Origin of the sequence: Vibrio rarus, assembly GCF_024347075.1 — a bacterium.
GTDB lineage: Bacteria > Pseudomonadota > Gammaproteobacteria > Enterobacterales > Vibrionaceae > Vibrio > Vibrio rarus.
The window spans coordinates 454,329-475,751 of the sequence record NZ_AP024901.1; the positions used below are offsets into that span (position 1 = coordinate 454,329).

Sequence of the window (21,423 nt, forward strand, 5' to 3'; positions counted from 1 at the left end):
GAGCAAGACAGTACTTCCACAATACAACTACGTTGTTACTTTAACCTTCACACTTAACATAATAACAATTTAGACTGAATTTAAAACCTTTTAATTAACATCTATACAACAAAATTATCTCTATGTAATTGACTTTACAGGCATTGATTATCGGTCATTTATCCAACAACAGGTATGACACCGCTAGATCAATTTAACTCATTGATTATTAGATAGTTTCATGCGTTTCATGGTAAGAAGATGGCCACAGGCAAAATATTACCGCTACAAATGGCGATTATTATGCAATGCGTCATTAAGAAGGATTCAACAAAATGTAATCGTTTATTTTATCCTTAATAAATAAGCTTCACTGATTTTTCAGAATATCAGAACGAATCTAGACAGAGCAAAATGCTTTGTCAGATAACATGTCAATATTAACGACTACAAAGTCGTAAATTACGATCTTTGCTTGAGTGAAATATGCCGATAATAGGATTTGATCAAGCTCAATAATTAGCCAACAAATGCTATACCCATAAAGTGGTACTTGCTATTATACGTCGAGGCTCATATAAGGAGGGATTAGGCATGAATAAAGACTCATTTGGCATCTGTATCACTAGCGCTATGCTTCGAGAACATAAACAAACCACATTTACCCATGTTCGTGCCTATCAGGCCAGTGACTGTGAGATGGACTTAAGAGTATTACTGGCCATTCCTCAGATCACGGGGAAAGAACTGTTAAATACAATACAACATTCTCGTGATCTCATATGGCGTGCTACCTACCAATGCATTAATGAGTATGATTAATGCTCAGTATGTACTGATCAGCCATTGACTGTGACCCATAGCTTTGTTGAAAATCACAAACATTTTATAAAAATATAAAATTAAGTTACAAAAATACAAAAATACTTGAAGTTCATATTTTGATCCTTGAAAATCACATATGCATCGAGTTACTTACACAAGGAATTAAACCATGCTGAAAAAACGATTTTTCAAAACCAAAGATGAAGTTGAAGTGACCTTTGAATGGCCAAAAGCCACAGAGCAATCTATTGCAATAGCCGGGGATTTTACCGATTGGCAACCCGTGATGATGAAGTACAGTAAAGCAAAAAAGGCGTTCAACTTTAAAACGCGCTTTCCAAAAAATGAGCAGTTCCAATTCCGTTATCTTATCGATGGTGAAATATGGGAAAATGATCCAAAAGCCGATGCCTATGTGCCTAATGATTGTGGCACAGATAACAGCATGTTGTGCACAGCAGAAGCCTAATCGGCACTAAGAGCTAACAAGCAAAATTCATGTCATTAGAGTTCACTAGCAGAAGAACTCTAATGGCATCCTCATCCCAAAACTTATGCAAAATAGCTAGTGTAGAAAAAGTAACCGGTTACTGACACACTGATCGTTATCACTGTTCGATTCACCCATACTTGTGGTAGTCGACGTGAAATTCTAGCGGCATAATACCCGCCCAGCAAAGTCCCCAGCAATACCACCAAAGTGGCCGGCCAAGCAATCACACCTTGCACAACAAAAATCACCACCGCCGTGAGCGATACGCCACAAGAAATTAACAATTTCACGCCATTCATGGTATTAATATCGCGGTAACCGGCAATCACTAACAAACTCAATGAAATAATGCCTAAACCCGCATTAAAAAAACCGCCATAGATGGAAATAACCAGCACACCTAGCCCTATAAAAAACGCGCCAAATTTTGAGGCATGTTGATACTTTGTGGCGACTTTTTGCAAAAATCTATTTAAACGAGCCCCCACTAAAAACAGTACGCAAGCAAAAAGCAGTAACCATGGAACCACTTTTAAAAAGGTATTTTCTTCAACGTGAATCAAACACCAAGCGCCAATACCTCCCCCCAATACACTGCATACTAATACCTTAAATACATTCCCCTTATCCTTTAAAATATCCTCTTTAAAAGCATAAGCACCACTAAGATAACCGGCTACCGAAGCCAACGTATTACTGGCATTCGCCATCACTGGCGGCACTCCCGACAGCATCAACGCCGGAAACGTAACAAAGCTGCCTCCTCCGGCAATAGAGTTCATCACCCCACCGACAATGCCTGCCAAAAAAAGCAGCGTAACATCCACTATACCCACAGCACTTCCTTTTGTTATGACTCATTTTAATTGTAAGTGGTACTTGAATTTCCTGCACAAAAAATTATGATTTATAGATATATTCATAAATAAATTTTATTTAATATGTTGAATCCCCTTTGGCTAAAAACGTTTAAAACCTTAGTGGAAGTAAATCATTTCACTCGTACAGCAGAAACGCTGTTTATGACTCAACCTGGGGTCACTCAACATATTCAAAAACTCGAACAGGCCTGTCATGCCCCTTTACTGATTAAAAAAGGCAAGCGCTTTGAACTCACCGAGCAAGGGCACACCGTCTATCGCTATGCCTGCCAACTCATTGAACAGCAACAAGCACTGTTAGACACATTACAAACCGACGACCCCTATAGTGGCAGTATCACACTGGCCTGCTCCGGCGCTTTAGCCCAATGGCTGTACCCAAAATTCATCGCCTTACAGAGCCAGCATCCCCAGTTAGAAGTGCGCTTTGAAGCGGCACCAAATCAACGCATCTTTGACAGAGTGCGACAAGATCACTCGTTATTTGGCTTGGTCACTCAAACACCAGATCAAGGAGAATTTACCGTTAAACACCTTGGGGTAGAAGAGCTATGTTTGGTGCTGCCTAAAAGTCATCACCATCCAGTGACAAGCGAAACCTTACAACAACTGGGACTGGTTGATCACCCAGATGCCACTACCTACCTAGGTAAATATCTACAAGAGTGTGACAATCAAGAACTCAATGACGTCTCCCTAAAGACGTTACGCCACAACACCTATATTAATCAAATCAGCCAAATTCTGTATCCTGTGGTGCACGGTATTGGCTTTACGGTACTGCCCCTTAGTGCCGTGCGCTCATCGCCTTTTTATACACAATTGTATGTGCATACTCCCATGAACAAAGTCGAAGACAGCTTATATCTGATCTACAAAAAAGATCGCCCGCTGCCAAGTCGCTATCAGCAATTTATCACCCTCATCGAACAATCGGTTAATCAAGCCACCGCCACCTGAGTCCTATCTGAAATCAGCGTTACTTAATGGATATTGCATCTGTCTGATCAAGACAAACACCTCAAGATGTTGAAATTTTACTCTCCCTACCTATAGTAATATTCATAAATAGGAATTTTTCTATAAGCCCCGAATATAACTAAAGTGGATAGCATGAAAACTCTCGAACAACAATTATCACGGCTCGATTTAAACCTTCTCGTGTCATTAAGTGTGTTGCTAAAAGAAAAGAACGTTTCACGATCTTCCGAAGTTTTATTCTTATCACAACCAGCAATGAGCCGAACATTAAAAAGACTCCGCGACGTGTTTAATGACCCCCTATTTTATCGTGAATCATCCGGTTTACAGCCCACAGCTAAAGCTCTGAGCTTGCAAGAGCCATTAAGCGAAATACTGCTCTGTGTCAGTAAGTTAATTGATAGTACTCAATTTTCACCGCAAAGCTGCGACCAAACCTTTAAAATTTCCTTGCCTCCTCTCATGAGTCGACAATTATCAGTGCCGCTGATAAAACAATTGATGCAAGAAGCCCCCAATGCCAGTCTGGTGGAATACCCAGCAGCTCTAGACCCTACCGCTTTACTTAAAGATAGATCCGTCGATTTCTCCATACATATAGAAAAACCTAGCCAAAGTGACGAATTTCCCTGTGAAGAGATTGGTCATACTCACGCGGTATTTTATGCTCCCCTCACTCACCCCCTCACTCAACAGCAAAACGTCACACTTAATGACTGCCTTAACTACCCATTTGTTGATCTTAACTTGGATATTCGTTCCATCTTTGGAACACATAACCCCGTTGATTTCTACTTAGAGCAAAAAGGGTTAAAACGTAATGTGGTCTTTAAAAGTGGTCAACTCAATACCTTGGTTGACGCGATGCAAGGAACCGACAAACTGCTAATTTCAACCCATACATTGCGTAACTTAAACGAATTCAAAGCATGCTTAACCCCAGTATTTGAATTAAAAGGGCAAGCGATAATGGACATTAACGTGTATCTTATTGAACACAAGCGCACCTTAAACAGTGCCGCACATCAATGGTTTAAACAGCTCATTTTAAATACCTTGCGCAATAAAGCCTTTCTCATTGATAACCGCGCATAACCCATTTCACTACCGACAAAAAGATAACGCTCATGCATACCAACAAGGTTGTCACCGTCACCCTCAACCCTGCCCTAGATCTTAGTGGCAGTCTCACTCATGTGACTCTGGGTACGGTCAACGCCGTCGATTCCGCCACCTTGCATGCCGCAGGTAAAGGGATCAATGTTGCACAAGTGCTCAGTGAACTGGGAGCCGATGTCACCGTCACCGGTTTTTTAGGACAGAACAACGCGCAACTATTTGAACAACTGTTTCAAAATATCCAAGGGCAAGATAAATTCATTCGCGTGCACGGCAACAATCGAACCAACGTAAAACTCATAGAAGATAATGGCACAGTCAGTGATATTAACTTTCCCGGCATCAGTGTCACTGAAGACGATATTCAGCGCTTAGAAATCACCTTATTTGAATTAGCCCAACACCATGACTACTTTGTTATCGCCGGTAGCTTACCACCGGGAGTATCCGCACAGCGTTGCGCCTCATGGATAACAGCGCTGCAACAACAAAACAAGAAAGTCATATTTGATAGTAGCAACGCAGCTCTATTGGCTGGCATCCAAGCCAAGCCGTGGATGATTAAACCCAATGATGATGAACTGTCCAACTACATAGGTCACCCCTTAACCACGCCACTGCATTGCCAACAGGTGGCTCAGCAAGTCATGGCGATGGGAGTAGACAATGTGGTGGTCTCTATGGGTGAACACGGCGTCATTTGGCAAAATAATCAGCAATGTCTCATCGCGCAACCGCCTAAAGTTCCTATCATTAGCACTGTAGGCGCGGGAGATACATTAGTGGCCGGCCTGTGTTGGGGACATATGCAAAACATGAGTCAACAACGCACCCTGCAACTTGCAACCGCTCTGTCGGCATTAGCGGTGACTCAAGTGGGTGTGGGTACTCCAACCCGCCCCGCCCAGTTACAACACATGATTAAACAAGTGAGCGTAACAGTGTTTCCATAATCGGCCATTATTGAATGTAGAAAGTGCATAGCCACCATCTCCTCGTATCTTGGTGTTCTTTTCCTCACTGACGGCACTGACTATTCATAGGCATAAAGTTACTTTGCTCTGTTGCACATTATTGTTACTCTGGACCTCAATCATTTTGCATGGAAAGATCGATGAATAGCACTATAAATACTCTTCTCTCACACCGTTCAATTCGCTCTTTTACCGAGCAAGCTATTGAGCCTAAGTTACTCGATACCCTTTTAGAATGTGGCTTTGCTGCCTCAAGCTCTAGCTTTATACAGTGTGTTTCCGTTATTCGTATTACTCTGAAAGATAGTCGAACTAAGTTAGCGCAATACGCCGGTGGACAACCTTATGTTGAGGATTGCGCCGAGTTTTTGGTCTTTTGCGCAGACTTTCATCGTCATCAACGTATTCACCCACAAGCGCAACTTGGTTTTTCAGAGCAAACGCTGATAGGTTCCATCGATGCGGCTATGGTGGCGCAAAACTGCCTAACAGCAGCTGAATCATTAGGTTTAGGGGGCGTGTACATTGGCGGCCTGAGAAATAATCCGCAACAAGTCACGGATCTTTTAGCCCTACCCAAACATGTTCTTCCTTTGTTTGGCTTGTGCTTGGGTTACCCCAACCAACAACCTGAAATCAAACCTCGTTTACCGCAATCAATTGTGCTGCATCAAGAAACCTATCAAGCTATAGATAAAAATGCACTGGCGCTGTATGACGCGCACATTCAACAATATTACGCCACACGCACTGACAACAAAAAAGCCGCATCTTGGTCTGAACAAATTACGCAAATATTAAGTAAAGAAGCACGTCCATTTATGCATGACTTTCTACAACAACAAGGGTTCAACACCAAATAATATGAAAACTGACCTAAAAAGTGTAGAAACGCACACCCAGCAGTGGCTCGAAGAGGTTGTGATAGGACTGAACCTGTGTCCTTTTGCACACAAGCCCAACAAGAAAAAGCAGATAAAAATTGCGGTATCTGACGCCAACTCTGAAGAAGCGCTACTCGAATTTATTTTATTAGAACTCAAGCAATTAGACAGTCACACTGCCGAGGAGTTGGAAACCACTTTGGTGGTGGCCAGTCATTTGCTTGCTGACTTTATGGATTACAATTTCTTTCTAGACTGGGTAGATGCACTACTTAAACAACAAGACTACGAAGGCATTTACCAAATTGCCAGTTTTCATCCAGACTACTGCTTTGGTGGCACCGAGCCTGAAGATGCAGAAAACCTCACCAACCGTTCTCCTTACCCTACCATTCATTTAATACGTGAAGCGTCGATGGAAAAGGAACTAAAGCACTACCCTAACCCTGAAGCCATTCCTGATAATAATATTGAGCGTGTAGAAAGCCTCACCCAACAACAAAAAAACACGCTGTTTCCCTACCTATTTACATAGGCGACAGTCAAAAGCATGACTCTCCAGACATTGCGCTCACGTCCATAGGCCAATTTCTGTGATATTGCGCAAATATGAGAACATTGCTTCATCTGCCGTTCTTAAGTACTTTTTCTTTATAATTCATCCTATTACTTTAGCCTTCAGGCTAATATCAAAATAATGGGGTTTGTATGCATCTATTTAAAGTAACGGCTATTGTCTCAAGTCTATTTATGTTGAGTGCCTGTGGAGGGCAGACAGAACATGTTCCATCCGCAAACCTCAACGCTGTAGAATCCACATCGCAAAGCTTTGAGTTTAAAAACGATTCTAGCCTTTACACCGCTTTAAACGCTCTATACTTTTTCTCAGCACAAGACAAAATTACCCCACAAAAAATCAATGCTGGTATCACTGAAGGCATTGCTAAATGGCTCAAACCGGGCGTCTTTGCCAAGCAATCAAACACAGGTATCCAACAAAATCTAACATTTGATGGTAACCATCCCATAACCTCATCTGAAACGGGATCTGTGACGCTGCAACTAGAAAATTGGCACTGTTATGATTCATCGCCAATAACCGTTGTGCTTGATAATCAAGGTATGACTATCGATGGTACCCTAAGCGAATACCAATACTCTTCCGGTTGTAGAACAAGCAACACACACGTTTTTTCTTATAATTTCAAACATGCCCATATCAACACTCAATTCATTATCGACTCTGGCAGCATTACCGACCTAACCCATCAGCAGACACTAAAAGCGAACCAAATTCTACTGACAAGTATGGCCGACGGTATTAAACAGCAGTTTGGCTCCGCATGGCTTGCACAATGGCAGCTAGGAGCTCAACATGCGGGCAATGATTTTGTCACTCTAGCAGGCAACCGCGTTAAATATCAGCACATCCCAGCTGAAATGGTGGACTTTAATACACTTGACCGCTCAAAGTTATTAGCTGGAACGGTATTTGGCAATACCCCTGGAGGCGCTGTAGCTAGTGATAAGTGGTGTCGTATTATCAATATCCCTCAAGGCACCGATCTCGACAGTCAAAAAGCACAAACCATGATTGCCGTTAACTGTGCCCGCTCTGAAAAACGTTATTGTGAAGGCATTGAAACTTTTCTACCTGGCATGCAACCAGCAACCTCCCCACTGGCTTGGAGCGATCAAGAATATAAATTTGCGATGGACAACACTAACTTACAACAACAAAACAACAAGCAAGGCCACTTTGAGCAGCATCATCAAACGCAAAATGCATTCTCCGTTTCCCCATTAGGGGGCGCGCCTTTCACTGGCGCACTAAAAGCCATCTATGGTTATATGGCACCTAAAAATGCCAACCCAAATAACCCATATTATAACAATGCAGGTGCGAATAGTTTTACAGGACATGCTGGGCATTGCCAAAATGAAATGGCGGACTGGGCAACCACAACGGGGCTCTCTTTTAAAGTCATCACAGCCAATGGCGTTCGTGGTATCGATTTCTTGACTCAGAACTTTGCCAAGTAATTTGCGTTAGGACATAACAGCAACACAAATAAAAAACCGCGCTATATAGCACGGTTTTTTGTTTAGCTAAAAAGATGAGACATAACCTTTACTCATCCATCTATAACTGACGCTTAGTGACGAAAGTTGACTTCTCCACAGTCTAAGCAAATGTACTTACGCTTATTTCTTTGTAGAATAAATTTTTCTAACATGCTTCTTCGTTCTCGCAGGTAAGGCAGTTGTGCTTTACAAACTTTACAGCGGTGTACCATTTATCAGTCCCCTAGATTGACTGTACGTCAGTGCTAATGATTAATCTATCAGATTTATATAGCCTATCATATGCATATGCATATGCAACAATTAGTTATAACACATTACATTATGAACAAACTCATAACTGCCCTTATCAATAACAGGCATTTTATGCATAAAAGTTACTTTGGGGGTATTTTACAGCATTTAATTTCTTGTAAAACGCCTATTTATGCAAAGTATTAATCCAAGGGAATCTGTTCTTTTGTGATTTTAGGCGGATTTTTATCTACTCATTGCAAATGAATTAATCATCTTAAGCACAGGCTTGTGTTGAAAACACATGGGTGATTAGTTTTATATTAGTCGAAAAAAAAACGCCCTTATATTAAAAGATATAAGGGCATTAAAAGCATTAACAACTGAGTTTATTCATGGCCTCAGCCACCATTACGAAAGGATACGAGCTCTAAATTTACGTCCCTTCATCTTGCCATTTTCTAATTTCTTATGCGCAACTTTAGCCACTGACTTATCCACCGCGACATAGGCACGCATATCAAATAAATTGATCTTACCCACCTTCTTACCATCAATGCCGTTTTGTCCGGTTAAAGCACCAAGGATATCACCGGCTCTTACTTTTTGTTTCTTACCACCAGAGATTTCAATGGTTACCATCGCAGGTTGTAGTGCTTTAGCGTCATTCGCTTGAGGCAAAGACTCAGGTACGATTTCCGTGTCCATATATTCATCAATCAGTGCAACACGATGGTACTCTTTTTCATTATACAAACTGCACGCAACCCCTTTACTGCCCGCTCGGCCAGTACGACCAATACGGTGCACATGCACTTCAGGATCACGGGAAAGCTCGTAGTTAATGACCGCATCCAGATTTTCTACATCCAGACCTCGAGCGGCCACATCCGTCGCAACAAGAATAGAGATACTCTTATTAGAAAACTGAACCAACGTTTGATTGCGCTCTCTTTGCTCTAGATCCCCGTGTAAATCTATTACACTAAAACCTTTATAATGCAGTTCATCGGCCACTTCCTGTACGGCACGTTTCGTATTACAGAATATTACCGCCGACTCTGGCTGATGCGCTAATAACAATGTCTGTAATGCTTGCAGACGATGGTCGTTATTGTCTACTTTATAGAAATGCTGAGTGATGCTGCTTTTATCGTGTGTCGATGCGACTTTCACCAATTGTGGATCTTGCATGATGCGCGAAGCGACTTGTTGAATTTTTTCTGGGAAAGTGGCACTAAATAGCAAGGTTTGACGCTGTTTTGGTGCTTCGGCAATAATTGCATCTAACGCATCTTGGAACCCCATATCTAACATGCGATCCGCTTCATCAAGCACCAAAGTATTTAACTCAGCGAGATTAATACGGCCTCTTTCTAAGTGATCCAAAATACGACCAGGCGTGCCCACTAAAATGTGCGCCCCATGCTCTAGAGATCCAATTTGTGGCCCCATTGGAATACCACCACACAATGTCAGTACTTTAATGTTATGAATGGTACGCGCCAACTTACGAATTTCTTTCGCCACTTGGTCCGCCAACTCACGGGTTGGACACAAGACTAAAGACTGCACGCGAAATCGTTTCACATTCAAATTGGTGAGTAGGCTCAAACCAAAAGCTGCGGTTTTACCTGAACCTGTTTTACCCTGCCCAATCACATCTTTACCATTGAGCATTAAAGGTAGGCTTTGCGCTTGAATTGGTGTCATCTCGGAATACTCCATCGACGCCAAATTATCGAGCAGAGGCTGAGATAAAGATAATGTTGAAAATTTATTGTCGCTCAAGGGAGATTCCTTATATGAATTGGATACAGCAGTATATTACGGGTGTGACCCTAAAGGGTAGACCACTGAAATGCAAGCGCTAATTCTATCCGCGTAGCACAAGCGCTCTTAACACCGAATAAAGACAGCAAAACGATTAGCCACTTAGCCTACCTCCCTCGCCCACTAAAAAGGCACTCACAACAAAGAGTGACCACGATCACGGTTAATGTAATAACTTGATCTGAATCGCAATATTGGTGCGATTCAAAAAAAGCAGAAGATAAACAAAGTGATTTAAGTTCACCGTCAACAGGATGACATAGCACATTCTTTTGTTTTTTATCTTTATTTTCAATTAGTTAATCACAGCTAAAACCCTACCCCATCGCTTTATAGTGCCCAGTTCACATCTAAAATCCCCATGATATCAATAGGTTAATTATTCACCGATTCACTTATTCGTCATCAAAGCGTCACCGCTCTTTCATTTATGAGTCATTAGACATTCATATTTGAGCTCTAAATTAGCCACAAATCAAACGGCTTCTTGCCCAATTACATCAACTGAGTATGCACTCAACTTATACACAATAGGAATTGAACATGAAAAAGGCAGCACTAACTACTGCAATTTTGGCTCTAATGGCTTCTGGCTCTGCAGCGGCAGCAACTGTTTATAAAGATGATGCTTCTGAGCTAAAAATCGGCGGTCGTGCAGAAGCGCGCTTTAACATCTCTGATAATAATAAATCAGACAGCGATAGCGCATTTGAAGATAAATCACGTGCTCGTCTAAACATTGTAGGTAAATCTCAGATTACTACTGATCTATATGGCTTTGGTAAATACGAAGCTCAGTTTGATACCGATGCTGACATTACTAACCGTTACGTATTTGCAGGTATCGGCACTAACATTGGTGAGTTCTCTTACGGTAAACAAGACTCAGCGCAAGTCATGCTGACTGACATTACCGATACCATGGCAACCTTTGGTGCTGACGCGGCTGATATTGTTAATGGTAACAAAGACAAACGTGCTAATAACTTCCTTTACTCAGGTGAGTTTGCAGGCTTTGCAGTTCAAGCTAACTACCTAGCAAACGATGAAAAAGACAGCGATAGCTATGGTGTGGCCGGTCTATATGCTTTTGATTTTGGACTTGAACTTGGTCTAGGTTATGTTGCACAAACAAACGGCAATGATGACGATAGCCAAATCAACTTCGCGGCTCAATACTCTGTTGCAGACCTAACTCTAGGCGGTCTATACGCTTTGGGTTCTGTTGCTGACCAAGACGTTAACTCTTTCGAAGTTTCAGCTCAATACAAACTAGACAAGTGGACATTTGTTGCCGTTTATAACTATCAAGATGTTGACGGCCTTGACGATGCGACTGTTGATAATGCGGCTATCGAAGCTGTTTACAAATTCAACGGTAACCTACGCACTTATGCTGGCTACAAGTTTGAGCAAGTAGAAGGCGACGATGACCAAATTCAAGCGGGCATCCGTTACGACTTTTAATCTATCACACCTTACCTCAACCCTTACGGTTGAGGTTTAAAAAAGCCTAATGAGCGAATAAACAGAGCCAAGTTATCATTAACTTGGCTTTTTTTCCTTTAAACGCCCCTAGTTGTCTATTTTTGAAAGATTTTTCTACTTTACTTGTTCTACTCTAATAACCTATCGTTGCCACAAGGAAACGCACCATGAGCAACCCTATTAAAATTACCCTATACCGCTGGGCTGGCCAATGGGGGCCGTTTAAAGTCAATATCCCTTGCGGAGAATGCACCCTAACCAAAGACATATTACAAGATACCTTTGACAATGAACTCAAAGATGTCGACATTGAGCTGGAAGTAAAAGATTGGTTATCTCACTGGTGGGAGCCATTAAAGCTAGGTGCGTGGCATGCGCCCATATTAGTGGTAGAAGGCAAAGTAGTAAGCCAAGGAGAAGCATTAAATCGTGGGGTACTGATTCAATCGGTGATTGCACAATGGACACAACGAGATCAGCTAAAAGGCAATATTGTATTTGGTAAAGCCAGTTGCCCTTATTGCATTAAAGCAAAGAAAATACTCGATGAATCAGGCATTAATTATACCTATTACGACGTGGTTAAAGACAGTGCCGCGCTCTATCGCATGATCCCTGAAGTCAAAGCCCATATTGGACAAAAAACCCCAGTAACCGTGCCACAAATTTGGATGGATGGAGAGTATATTGGCGGCGCAGATCAACTACAGAAGTGGCTAGCTGAACATCAGCACACGGTGATTCCTGATAACGTTGTCGGCATCCCAACACGCACAGGTAGTGATTGATAGCAAGCGATACAATTAATACCATATAGGGTATAAAAAAGCCTCAATGCTATTAAACATTGAGGCTTTTAATAAAAACAGAACAACTCGAAACCGCTAGTTGCGCTTTGGCTGTCTATAGGTTTTACCCGCCAATTTATAAGTTTCGCTTTGCTTAACATCAAAGTAGGCGTCAAAGAACCAAGCCACAAATCGAATGACATGTTCATCGGTATTCATTATGTGTTCAACAAACTCTTCCAGATCATCGCCTTTTTGTTGTGTGGTGACGTGATAAACACGTAGCTCACCTTCAACTTCAGCAACGGCAAATTGCCCTTTTAACGACAAAGCCACCTCTGCCACTTCCTCATATTCGCACTCTTGTAGAAAAGTAAGCGCCTCAGGGAGAGCAGCACATTCGCTGACTGACTTAACTAGTTGATTAAACTCATTCTGGTTCACTGATATACACCTAGATTACAAAGATTGATGAGACGTATTATTCTGTGAATGATGTTGACTCGCAAGTAATACTTCTTTTTCTTTCATCATCTGCATTAAATTGTCGCGTTTTGCTGCAAATTTCTTCATGTCGCTTTTTGCTACCGACTCCGCCATTGGGATTTTTTCCGTCATTGGATTCACTGGGCGATTTCGCACTAAAAATTCATAATGAAGGTGAGGACCGGTAACCCGACCCGTGGCACCGGATAACGCAATACGATCACCTCGTTTTACAAACTGCCCTTTTTTCACCAAAATTCGGCTTAAATGCAAATAACGCGTTTTATAGGTAGAACCATGTTGAAGAACGATGTATTTACCCGCATAAGGATGGTCACGGGTTAAGATAACCTTACCATCGCCAGTAGCTAATACATCCGATCCTGATGGCGCACCAAAATCGGTACCATTGTGTGGTGACACACGCCCAGTAACAGGGTGTAAGCGATACGGGTTGAACTTAGACGTTATGCGATGGTATTTCGATGGGTAGCGCATAAACGCACGTTGTAAACTGTCGCCATTCTCATCATAAAACTGACCATCTGTATGTAAGAAGGCACTGATCACTCGACCTCGATTGACAATTTTAACGGCTTCAAGCTCACGGGAACCCGTTTTCACGCCTCTCACTGACTGAACTTTATGTACGATAGAGAATTTATCTCCTGCACGTAAATCACGAGTGAAATTTAATTTATCTTTCATTAAGTCGGTAATGGTGCGAATTTCGGTAATACTCAAGCCCAACTTATGTGCTGATTGAGAGAAACTGCCATGTACACTCCCCACCAAAGCGGTGGTTTTCCAGTCGCCTTTGATGGAAATATCTTTATAGGAATAAGCGCCACCTTTTACTCGAGTGAACTGAACAATATCCGCAGGATTAAACTGCAGTTGCATTTTTGTCAGCGTACTCGATGACTGATCGATCCAAAACAGTAACTTATTACCAGGGCGAAGCGTATCTAAAGAAAGATGGTTAAGATCTTCTTCCATAATACTTAGTAAACTTTTATACGACAGACCTAGCTTAGAGAAAATGACACTCAAATTATCACCATTTTTTATGGTGTAACTATAGCTAGGTACCGATGCAACATGGTGAGTCTTGGTGTGTGCCTTCCCCTGCGTGCTCTTCACCTCTGCCTTAGGCGCAGCGGTGCTTTGTATATTTAATGGCACATATTTTCGTTGATCTTTTGAATGTGACAAAATCACACAAACAGCAATAATAATGAATGGCAAAATCAACATGGCCTTCTTGATTTTTGACCGTGACTGTTGACTCAGTTGATTAAGCTTAAACACCGATATACCTACTAAAATAACAATGAAACCAAGTAGCAGAAGATAAGCCTCCTACTAAGAAAATTTTTAAACAAACAATGGGCGCCTACTCATTTACAATCAGTAAGCTCACTAAAAAACCCGCAGTACTGCAAACCACAGCGATGTAATGGATACTTTCGTCATTATGAATGCTGTTACACTCTCAACAGTTAAACAACAAAATAGATAAAAAGTTCACTCAGAATAATCCACCAGCTGGTTGCCTTTGATTACAAATCGTTTAGTAATCAACTCATTCGGATGTTCTGCCATAGCTTGATGCAAAGAGTGCTGTTTGAAGCTCAACTCAACCACGCCATGATGATAAACCAAGGATTCAATTTTAATGCGGTCACCCAAAAATAACTCTTGAGCAATTGAGTAGTGGTCAGCCTTTCTTTCATTCACATCTAAATAGTAAAAGACTCCACTGCCTGAGGTGGTCACAATGGACGGTACTATCCACAATGCAGGATGTGAACCCTGCTGCTTAATTTCACATAACCAATGAGTATCTAAGAAAAACTTACCTTTGACCTGATCATAAGTATACCCAGATTCATACAGATACGGATCCTCTATACCGCGCAGGAATTGCACATTTGATTGCATTACCACATCGGTTAATGCGCCCGGCTTAACCAATAAAGATGTCGGCAAATCAAATTGAGAAGGCCCGCACTGACTATCAAGAGCAACTGATTGTGAGGGTGCAAAACCGGTATTTGCCATAAAGTGATTCTTCACTCCTGCACTAGCCGTCGCACTTGCCGCGATGCTAAAGCAGATTGTAATGACTTTTAAAATGTTAAACTGCACTTAACTCACCTCGACCTCAGCTATCTACCAATGAGCAGAGCTATTCGGAGCATATTCTAACAAGCAATACACTTAATTATCACTGACTTTTATCAATCTTTGATTGCATATAATGAGTGGCAAAAACAGAGCCCCATCACAAAAGCCTAAGTTATTGTTTTTAATTTAAACACTTTCACTACCTATGAGTCATGGCAATGCAATGAGACTGTAATCATTTATTCATTTTTATCTGTTTTAATCCATTGATAAAGTCGTCATAGCCCCAGTTATCAACATTTTTATGCGGGTAAATACACTCTAAGAGGAAAAATGGAACAGGTTAAACTAGGCATTGATGTGATTCGTAATCAAAAATCTGTGGAGTATCACTGGGTCAGAAGCATGTATGTGGAAGGCTATTCAGAACAACAAATTGAGCACTATATTAATCAATGTTTTGGTGGCGGTGCCGTGTTCGCTCACCTTTTTAGAAAGGTCGCCCTACATCAAGAAAGTATTTATGTACTGATGCAGCATTTAGGTCATGCTCCATCGAGCTTAGAAAAGATCTGAGTGCTTACGTCAGTCGTCAACCACCATGTACTGTATGTACTCAAACGTAAAAAAGGGAAGCATTTCCGCTTCCCTTTTATTTGTTGCCCTTTATCTATCACAGAGTCTCGCTTAGCCCTTCACTCCACCCGCGGTTAACCCACCGACTAGCCAACGCTGCGCCAGTAAAAACACTATGGTTATCGGCAGTGCAGAAAGCACAGCCGCCGCGGCGAAATCACCCCATAAATAGTTCTGAGGGTAGAGGTATTGCTGCATTCCCACCGCTAATGTGTAAGAACCCACATCCGATAGCAATAGCGAAGCTACCGGCACCTCACCGACAACACCGATGAAAGATAAGATAAAGACCACAGCTAAAATGGGCACAGACAGAGGCAACAACACTAAGCGGAATGCTTGCCAAGGCGTGGCGCCATCAAGGGCGGCGGCCTCTTCTAAGGAGTTATCAATCGTTTCAAAATAACCTTTAATGGTCCACACATGCAGCGCAATCCCTCCTAAATACGAGAAGATCAACCCCCCATGGGTATTCAGCCCTAGGAAAGGAATATATTGCCCTAATTTATCAAACAGTGCGTAAATGGCCACCAGCGCCAGTACCGCAGGAAACATTTGAAAAATCATCATCGCCTTTAAGATGGTGCTCTTTCCCTTAAATCGCATACGCGCAAAGGCATACGCGGATGTGGTGGATAGCGCCACAATGAGAATCGAAGAGATCCCAGCCACTTTCACTGAGTTCCATAACCAAGTTAATACAGGAAATGGAGGGGGCGTGACCGAACCATCCGCATGCGTTACCGAAAAGCCCAATGCTAATTTCCAATGCTCAAGCGATGGATTGTCAGGGATCAAGCTGCCCGTCGCAAAGTTACCCTCACGAAATGAAATTGCAATGATCATCAGTAGTGGGAAAATGATTAACGATAAAAATACCCACAGAGCAATGTGTGTTGCCCACACACGGTATTTAAGGTTTTTACCTTGTACCATAGCCATTATATTGCTCCTTAATCTTGAGACAATTTAGTGAAACGAAGGTTAAGTAGTGCCATACCGCCCACCAGTAAGAAAATGAGTGTTGCGATAGCACTAGCGAGACCGAAGTCTTGACCGCCACTTCCCTCAAATGCGATGCGATAGGTATAACTCACTAACAGATCTGTATACCCGGCAGGCTCGGAGGTGCCAATCATATTTGGTCCACCGTTGGTTAACAGTTGGATCATGACAAAGTTATTAAAGTTAAAGGCAAAACTTGCAATTAATAACGGAGTCATTGGCTTGATCATTAACGGCACCGTGATGTGAAAGAAGTTCTTAAATGGCCCTGCACCATCAATAGCCGACGCTTCATATAAATCATCCGGTATGGCCTTTAACAGCCCCATACACAAAATCATCATGTATGGGAAACCCAACCATGTATTCACAATCATGACCATGGTCTTCGCTAATGCAGGATCCGAGAACCAGTTAGGGGAAATACCAAAGAGTTGCGTTAACACTAAATTAATTTCACCAAAGCTTTGGTTAAACAATCCTTTAAAAATCAAAATAGAGATAAAAGCCGGCACTGCATACGGCAGTATCAACAGCACGCGGTATAAGCCTCGCCCTTTCAACTCTTCCCACTGCACCACACTGGCCAGCACTAAGCCGATGACCAAGGTAAACACCACCGTTAATACCGAAAATACAACGGTCCAAATAAAGATGGAGATAAACGGCTCTTTGATACCATCATCTTTCCATACGCGTTCAAAGTTTGCGGTGCCGATGCCAACAATAAAACCAGGAGAAACGGTATTCCCGACAAATTGGCCGTTATTGTCAACGGGCTGATAGTAACCTACATCCATATTTGGCATGAAGGTTTCACCCGTCTCATTATTGACCATGGTTTTACCATCGTCTTGCAGGGTAAACAGAGATTCAACACCGGCAAACTTACGCAGACCGCTCATACGAACCGCTTCGCCGCTGGGTTTAATTAAATCAATTTTACTTAATATTGGCCGAGCTTGAATGATGCTTTTAATGGACGCTTTATCGCCAGAAATAGCGTTAGCGCTTATTTCAACCAAATTGAAATCGTTACCGACAATATCATTGGTTAAATTGAATTCTTGGGTGGCTAAAGTCACATCACCATCTTGGATGGTAAGAATGTGCCCATTGCTGGTTTTGATCAGTTGGAATGGGTAACTATCACCACTTTGAAAGGTGCGATTTTCCAATACCGATTGAGCTCGTTCCAAAGATAATTGATTTTTGGCACTGTAATTGGTGAAAGCTAAGTTGACCGTATAGGCTAATGGAAACAGGATAAACAGGATCATCCCGGCAATACCCGGATATATGTAACGGTGAGCGTAGGTCTTTTTACTACCAAAAATATACAGCGCTAATGCCGTTAAAATCAGAGTAAGAAGGGCAAAAGCCGTCTCACCACGGAAATGCATCACCACGGTCGCGTAACCGTTGATAATGCCCACCAAACCAAGAGTACCCCACTTCAATACTGCTTTAGTATTAGTGGTAGAGGAAGGCGTCTCAACAGAATCAGAAGATTGAACTGTCTGCATAATAAGAACCTACTAGCGAAGAAAATAGACAAAAAATAAAGAGGGGTTACCCCCTCTTTAAAAAGGGCTTACTTAAGCATTTGCTGCTTAGCATCCGCTAATGCGGCATCAACGGTTTGACGACCGTCAACAACGTTAACAATCACATTCTTAGCAGAACCCCAGTACGTGTTCATCTGTGGGATATTCGGCATGATTTCACCGTTTTCGGCACTGGCCATTGTCGCGGCAATACGCGGATCAGAAGCCAACTCTTTTTGGAAAGATTTCAGTGCGACTGCGCCCAATGGTTTGTCATTGTTCACTTCACGTAAACCATCGTTTGTCAGTAGGTAATTCTCTAAGAACTCAACCGCGAGATCTTTATTAGGTGACGCAGAACTGATACCTGCGGTCAGAACCCCTACAAATGGAGAAGACGGCTGGCCTTCAAATGTTGGTAAGGTCGTTACACCATAATCCACTTTGTTGTCGTAACCGCCCCAAGCCCATGGTCCATTAATCGTTAAGGCCACATTTCCTTTGGCAAATGACGAATCGGCAATGGAGTAATCCATATCCGCAGAGATCACTTTCTTATCCACTAGAGACTTAATAAAGTTCATTGCATCTTTTACGCCAGGCTTATCAATACCCACATCTTTCACGTCATAACCGGTATCAGTGTGCTTGAATGCGTAGCCGCCGTTTGCTGCCATTAATGGCCATGTGAAGTACGGTTCTTTTAAGTTCCACATGATGGCTTTTTTGCCTTCTTTGGCTAACTTAGCATCCAGTGCTTCCACTTCTTCCCATGTTTTCGGTGGCGTCTTCACTAGATCTTTGTTGTAGATAAGAGCAAGAGCTTCAATGGCCACAGGATAGCCAATGGTTTTTCCGTCAAAACTTACCGCATCCCATGCAAAGTCAACGATACCTTCTTTGGTCTCTTTAGACGGTTTGATCTCTGCAAGTAGACCCGCTTCAGCATAACCACCGAATCGATCATGAGCCCAAAAAATGATATCTGGACCATCGCCCGTTGCAGCCACTTGTGGGAAACGAGACTCTAAACCATCTGGATGAGCCACAGTCACTTTAATGCCTGTATCCTCTTCAAAGCGCTTACCTACTTCAGCAAGGCCGTTATAGCCTTTATCACCATTAATCCAAATTGTCAGCTGACCTTCTTCTATTGCTGCATGCGCACCAAAAGAACCAAGGGCAACTAAGGTGCCAAGTGCCACTGTACTTAGAGCTTTTTTCATCGGTTAATCCTTTTTTATTATTTATGTAGGGCTATCGTCATCGGTGAAAGCCAAGTTTCAGTCTCTATCATCCGCTAGTCACGTCTACTCATCATCATCCTGACTCCTACGCCCTAGCACAGTGAGCCCATTTTCGTGATCCCCCTCTCTCAAGGTGCGTGACCCCATTCACAGAAAGAACATGCTTGTGACTCACGTCACCACAACGACTGTTGTAAAAGTGATATGAGTCCGATTTCCACTCAATCTCATCGACCTCTCTCCACCCCTATTCCTCCCCCCTATTTATTCGTCATACAGGATGATGCCTTTCCCTAAAAAATCCCCCAAACTACTCTCATCCAAATTATGGATAGATAAGTACCTTTTCTAACTAGATAGTTAGATTTACATTTTAAAAGAAGAATCAGTCCCTTAGTTTGTGTGAACAAATCCATACCGGGGAATACAAACAAGTGACTGTAATATAATAATAATTTTAAAATGGTTAGGTGATGACACTAAAAATTAACGGTGATTAATCCCTCTAGGGGGGAAGGGTTAATTTCATGTTTAGTGATCATCACCTTTTTCTTCCCAACCTTAGCAAGGTACTTAATAAAATAATGGCAGATTCCTACTTTACTGCGCCTATGCTATGACTCGTCATAGGTAAGCATTAAGTGAAAAATTTATTATTGAGGATGGACTCAAATGACCAGTGTCACGTTAAAAAATGTATATAAGTCTTATGGCGATGTGCAAATTTCTAAAAACGTCAATCTAGAGATTCATAAAGGCGAGTTTGTGGTATTCGTTGGTCCATCAGGCTGCGGTAAGTCAACGTTACTGCGTTGCATTGCCGGCCTTGAAGACATTACATCTGGTGACCTTTACATTGGTGAACAACGCATGAACGACGTTGAGCCATCCAAACGTGGAGTGGGCATGGTGTTTCAATCATACGCTCTTTACCCTCACCTCAATTTATATGACAACATGTCGTTTGGCATGAAGTTAGCTAAAGCAGATAAAGGCGAAACTGAGAAACGAGTAAAACACGCGGCCGATATTCTTCAATTAACGCATTTATTAGACCGACAACCAAAAGCCCTTTCAGGGGGGCAGCGCCAGCGTGTGGCCATAGGCAGAACCTTAGTCTCTCAACCCGATATCTTCTTACTTGACGAACCGCTATCTAACTTAGATGCGGCACTTAGGGTGCAAATGCGCAGTGAAATCACCAAACTGCAACGTCAGTTGGGTTGCACTATGATCTATGTAACTCACGATCAAGTCGAAGCGATGACTATGGCTGATAAAATCGTGGTATTAGATGGCGGCTATGTCTCTCAAGTGGGACGCCCTTTAGACTTATATCACTACCCGCAAAACCGATTTGTGGCCGGCTTTATTGGCTCACCGAAAATGAATTTCATCAGCGTACATGCTATTGAAGCCAGCAGTGAATACGTAAAAGTAGAATTAGAAAATAAAGTCGCGTTTACTATTCCGGTGGACGGCCGCACAGTAACACCTGGCCAACGCATGTCTTTAGGCATCCGCCCAGAACATTTACTCATGTCCGACTCATCAGAAGCGACGATTAGCGGTGAAGTAACGATTGTTGAAAAACTGGGGCAAGAAACACAAGTGTATCTGTCCGTTGAAAGCGCCGACACAGACATTAACTTCCGCCAGCCCGATACACTACAAGTGGAGGTGGGTGACCACTACTCTATTGGTATTGACCCTAAACGTTGTCACCTGTTTCATGATGATGGCCGTGCTTGTCGTCGCCTACATCAAGAAATTGGAGCCACAATAGCTGAGGCTTAACCCTGCATCAA

At 42.3% G+C, this 21,423-nt stretch carries 20 protein-coding genes; 12 read left to right on the forward strand and 8 right to left on the reverse strand.

Annotated features, from left to right (window positions below; genetic code table 11):
- Positions 1–573: 573 nt before the first annotated feature.
- Both OCU56_RS15050 and OCU56_RS15055 read left to right on the forward strand, forming a co-directional pair.
- Positions 574–801: a cation transporter gene (locus OCU56_RS15050; protein WP_261875536.1), complete on the forward strand. Its 228-nt coding sequence runs from the start codon at positions 574–576 to the stop codon at positions 799–801.
- Positions 802–973: 172 nt separating this feature from the next.
- On the forward strand, positions 974–1,273 hold the full coding sequence (locus OCU56_RS15055) for an isoamylase early set domain-containing protein (RefSeq protein ID WP_261875537.1): 300 nt from the start codon (positions 974–976) through the stop codon (positions 1,271–1,273).
- Positions 1,274–1,356: 83 nt separating this feature from the next.
- Here OCU56_RS15055 and OCU56_RS15060 read toward each other — a convergent pair whose 3' ends face one another.
- Positions 1,357–2,124 (reverse strand): sulfite exporter TauE/SafE family protein, encoded by a 768-nt coding sequence (locus tag OCU56_RS15060; RefSeq protein WP_261875578.1) that lies wholly within the window; start codon positions 2,122–2,124, stop codon positions 1,357–1,359.
- A 114-nt stretch (positions 2,125–2,238) separates the two neighbouring features.
- Here OCU56_RS15060 and OCU56_RS15065 point away from each other — a divergent pair, with 114 nt between their 5' ends.
- The 6 genes from OCU56_RS15065 to OCU56_RS15090 all read left to right on the forward strand — a co-directional run bounded on the left by OCU56_RS15065 (position 2,239) and on the right by OCU56_RS15090 (position 8,179).
- Positions 2,239–3,138, forward strand: coding sequence for a LysR family transcriptional regulator (locus OCU56_RS15065; protein WP_261875538.1), 900 nt, complete (start codon positions 2,239–2,241; stop codon positions 3,136–3,138).
- Positions 3,139–3,291: 153 nt separating this feature from the next.
- Positions 3,292–4,254, forward strand: coding sequence for a LysR family transcriptional regulator (locus tag OCU56_RS15070; protein WP_261875539.1), 963 nt, complete (start codon positions 3,292–3,294; stop codon positions 4,252–4,254).
- Positions 4,255–4,286: 32 nt separating this feature from the next.
- Positions 4,287–5,231 (forward strand): 1-phosphofructokinase, encoded by a 945-nt coding sequence (gene pfkB / locus OCU56_RS15075; RefSeq protein ID WP_261875540.1) that lies wholly within the window; start codon positions 4,287–4,289, stop codon positions 5,229–5,231.
- A 161-nt stretch (positions 5,232–5,392) separates the two neighbouring features.
- Positions 5,393–6,115, forward strand: coding sequence for an oxygen-insensitive NADPH nitroreductase (gene nfsA, locus OCU56_RS15080; protein ID WP_261875541.1), 723 nt, complete (start codon positions 5,393–5,395; stop codon positions 6,113–6,115).
- Position 6,116: 1 nt separating this feature from the next.
- On the forward strand, positions 6,117–6,671 hold the full coding sequence (locus OCU56_RS15085; RefSeq protein ID WP_261875542.1) for a DUF1415 domain-containing protein: 555 nt from the start codon (positions 6,117–6,119) through the stop codon (positions 6,669–6,671).
- Between the two features lie 173 nt (positions 6,672–6,844).
- A complete protein-coding gene (locus OCU56_RS15090) occupies positions 6,845–8,179 on the forward strand; it encodes a hypothetical protein (protein ID WP_261875543.1) in 1,335 nt (444 codons plus the stop codon).
- A gap of 687 nt (positions 8,180–8,866) precedes the next feature.
- Here OCU56_RS15090 and dbpA read toward each other — a convergent pair.
- Positions 8,867–10,246 (reverse strand): ATP-dependent RNA helicase DbpA, encoded by a 1,380-nt coding sequence (gene dbpA / locus OCU56_RS15095; protein ID WP_261875544.1) that lies wholly within the window; start codon positions 10,244–10,246, stop codon positions 8,867–8,869.
- Between the two features lie 585 nt (positions 10,247–10,831).
- Here dbpA and OCU56_RS15100 point away from each other — a divergent pair.
- Positions 10,832–11,755 (forward strand): porin, encoded by a 924-nt coding sequence (locus tag OCU56_RS15100; protein ID WP_261875545.1) that lies wholly within the window; start codon positions 10,832–10,834, stop codon positions 11,753–11,755.
- Positions 11,756–11,943: 188 nt separating this feature from the next.
- The gene (locus OCU56_RS15105; protein WP_261875546.1) at positions 11,944–12,564 is read left to right on the forward strand and encodes a glutaredoxin family protein; all 621 of its coding nucleotides are present in this window, start codon (positions 11,944–11,946) and stop codon (positions 12,562–12,564) included.
- 96 nt (positions 12,565–12,660) lie between these two features.
- On the opposite strand, the gene OCU56_RS15110 is transcribed toward OCU56_RS15105, so the two are convergent.
- The 3 genes from OCU56_RS15110 to OCU56_RS15120 all read right to left on the reverse strand — a co-directional run bounded on the left by OCU56_RS15110 (position 12,661) and on the right by OCU56_RS15120 (position 15,201).
- Positions 12,661–13,008 (reverse strand): hypothetical protein, encoded by a 348-nt coding sequence (locus tag OCU56_RS15110; RefSeq protein WP_261875547.1) that lies wholly within the window; start codon positions 13,006–13,008, stop codon positions 12,661–12,663.
- 15 nt (positions 13,009–13,023) lie between these two features.
- On the reverse strand, positions 13,024–14,307 hold the full coding sequence (locus OCU56_RS15115; RefSeq protein WP_261875579.1) for a peptidoglycan DD-metalloendopeptidase family protein: 1,284 nt from the start codon (positions 14,305–14,307) through the stop codon (positions 13,024–13,026).
- A gap of 270 nt (positions 14,308–14,577) precedes the next feature.
- Complete coding sequence (locus OCU56_RS15120; protein ID WP_261875548.1) at positions 14,578–15,201, reverse strand: hypothetical protein; 624 nt, start codon at positions 15,199–15,201, stop codon at positions 14,578–14,580.
- 312 nt (positions 15,202–15,513) lie between these two features.
- Here OCU56_RS15120 and OCU56_RS15125 point away from each other — a divergent pair, with 312 nt between their 5' ends.
- The gene (locus OCU56_RS15125; protein WP_261875549.1) at positions 15,514–15,756 is read left to right on the forward strand and encodes a hypothetical protein; all 243 of its coding nucleotides are present in this window, start codon (positions 15,514–15,516) and stop codon (positions 15,754–15,756) included.
- A 111-nt stretch (positions 15,757–15,867) separates the two neighbouring features.
- Here the strand turns inward: OCU56_RS15125 and malG are convergent, their stop codons facing one another.
- The 3 genes from malG to malE form a co-directional block, all read right to left on the reverse strand.
- The gene (gene malG, locus OCU56_RS15130) at positions 15,868–16,758 is read right to left on the reverse strand and encodes a maltose ABC transporter permease MalG (RefSeq protein WP_261875550.1); all 891 of its coding nucleotides are present in this window, start codon (positions 16,756–16,758) and stop codon (positions 15,868–15,870) included.
- An 11-nt stretch (positions 16,759–16,769) separates the two neighbouring features.
- A complete protein-coding gene (gene malF, locus OCU56_RS15135) occupies positions 16,770–18,347 on the reverse strand; it encodes a maltose ABC transporter permease MalF (protein WP_261875551.1) in 1,578 nt (525 codons plus the stop codon).
- A 68-nt stretch (positions 18,348–18,415) separates the two neighbouring features.
- On the reverse strand, positions 18,416–19,594 hold the full coding sequence (gene malE / locus OCU56_RS15140; protein WP_261875552.1) for a maltose/maltodextrin ABC transporter substrate-binding protein MalE: 1,179 nt from the start codon (positions 19,592–19,594) through the stop codon (positions 18,416–18,418).
- 693 nt (positions 19,595–20,287) lie between these two features.
- On the opposite strand from malE, the gene malK reads away from it, so the two are divergent.
- Positions 20,288–21,412: a maltose/maltodextrin ABC transporter ATP-binding protein MalK gene (gene malK, locus OCU56_RS15145; RefSeq protein WP_261875553.1), complete on the forward strand. Its 1,125-nt coding sequence runs from the start codon at positions 20,288–20,290 to the stop codon at positions 21,410–21,412.
- The last annotated feature ends 11 nt before the right edge of the window (positions 21,413–21,423 follow it).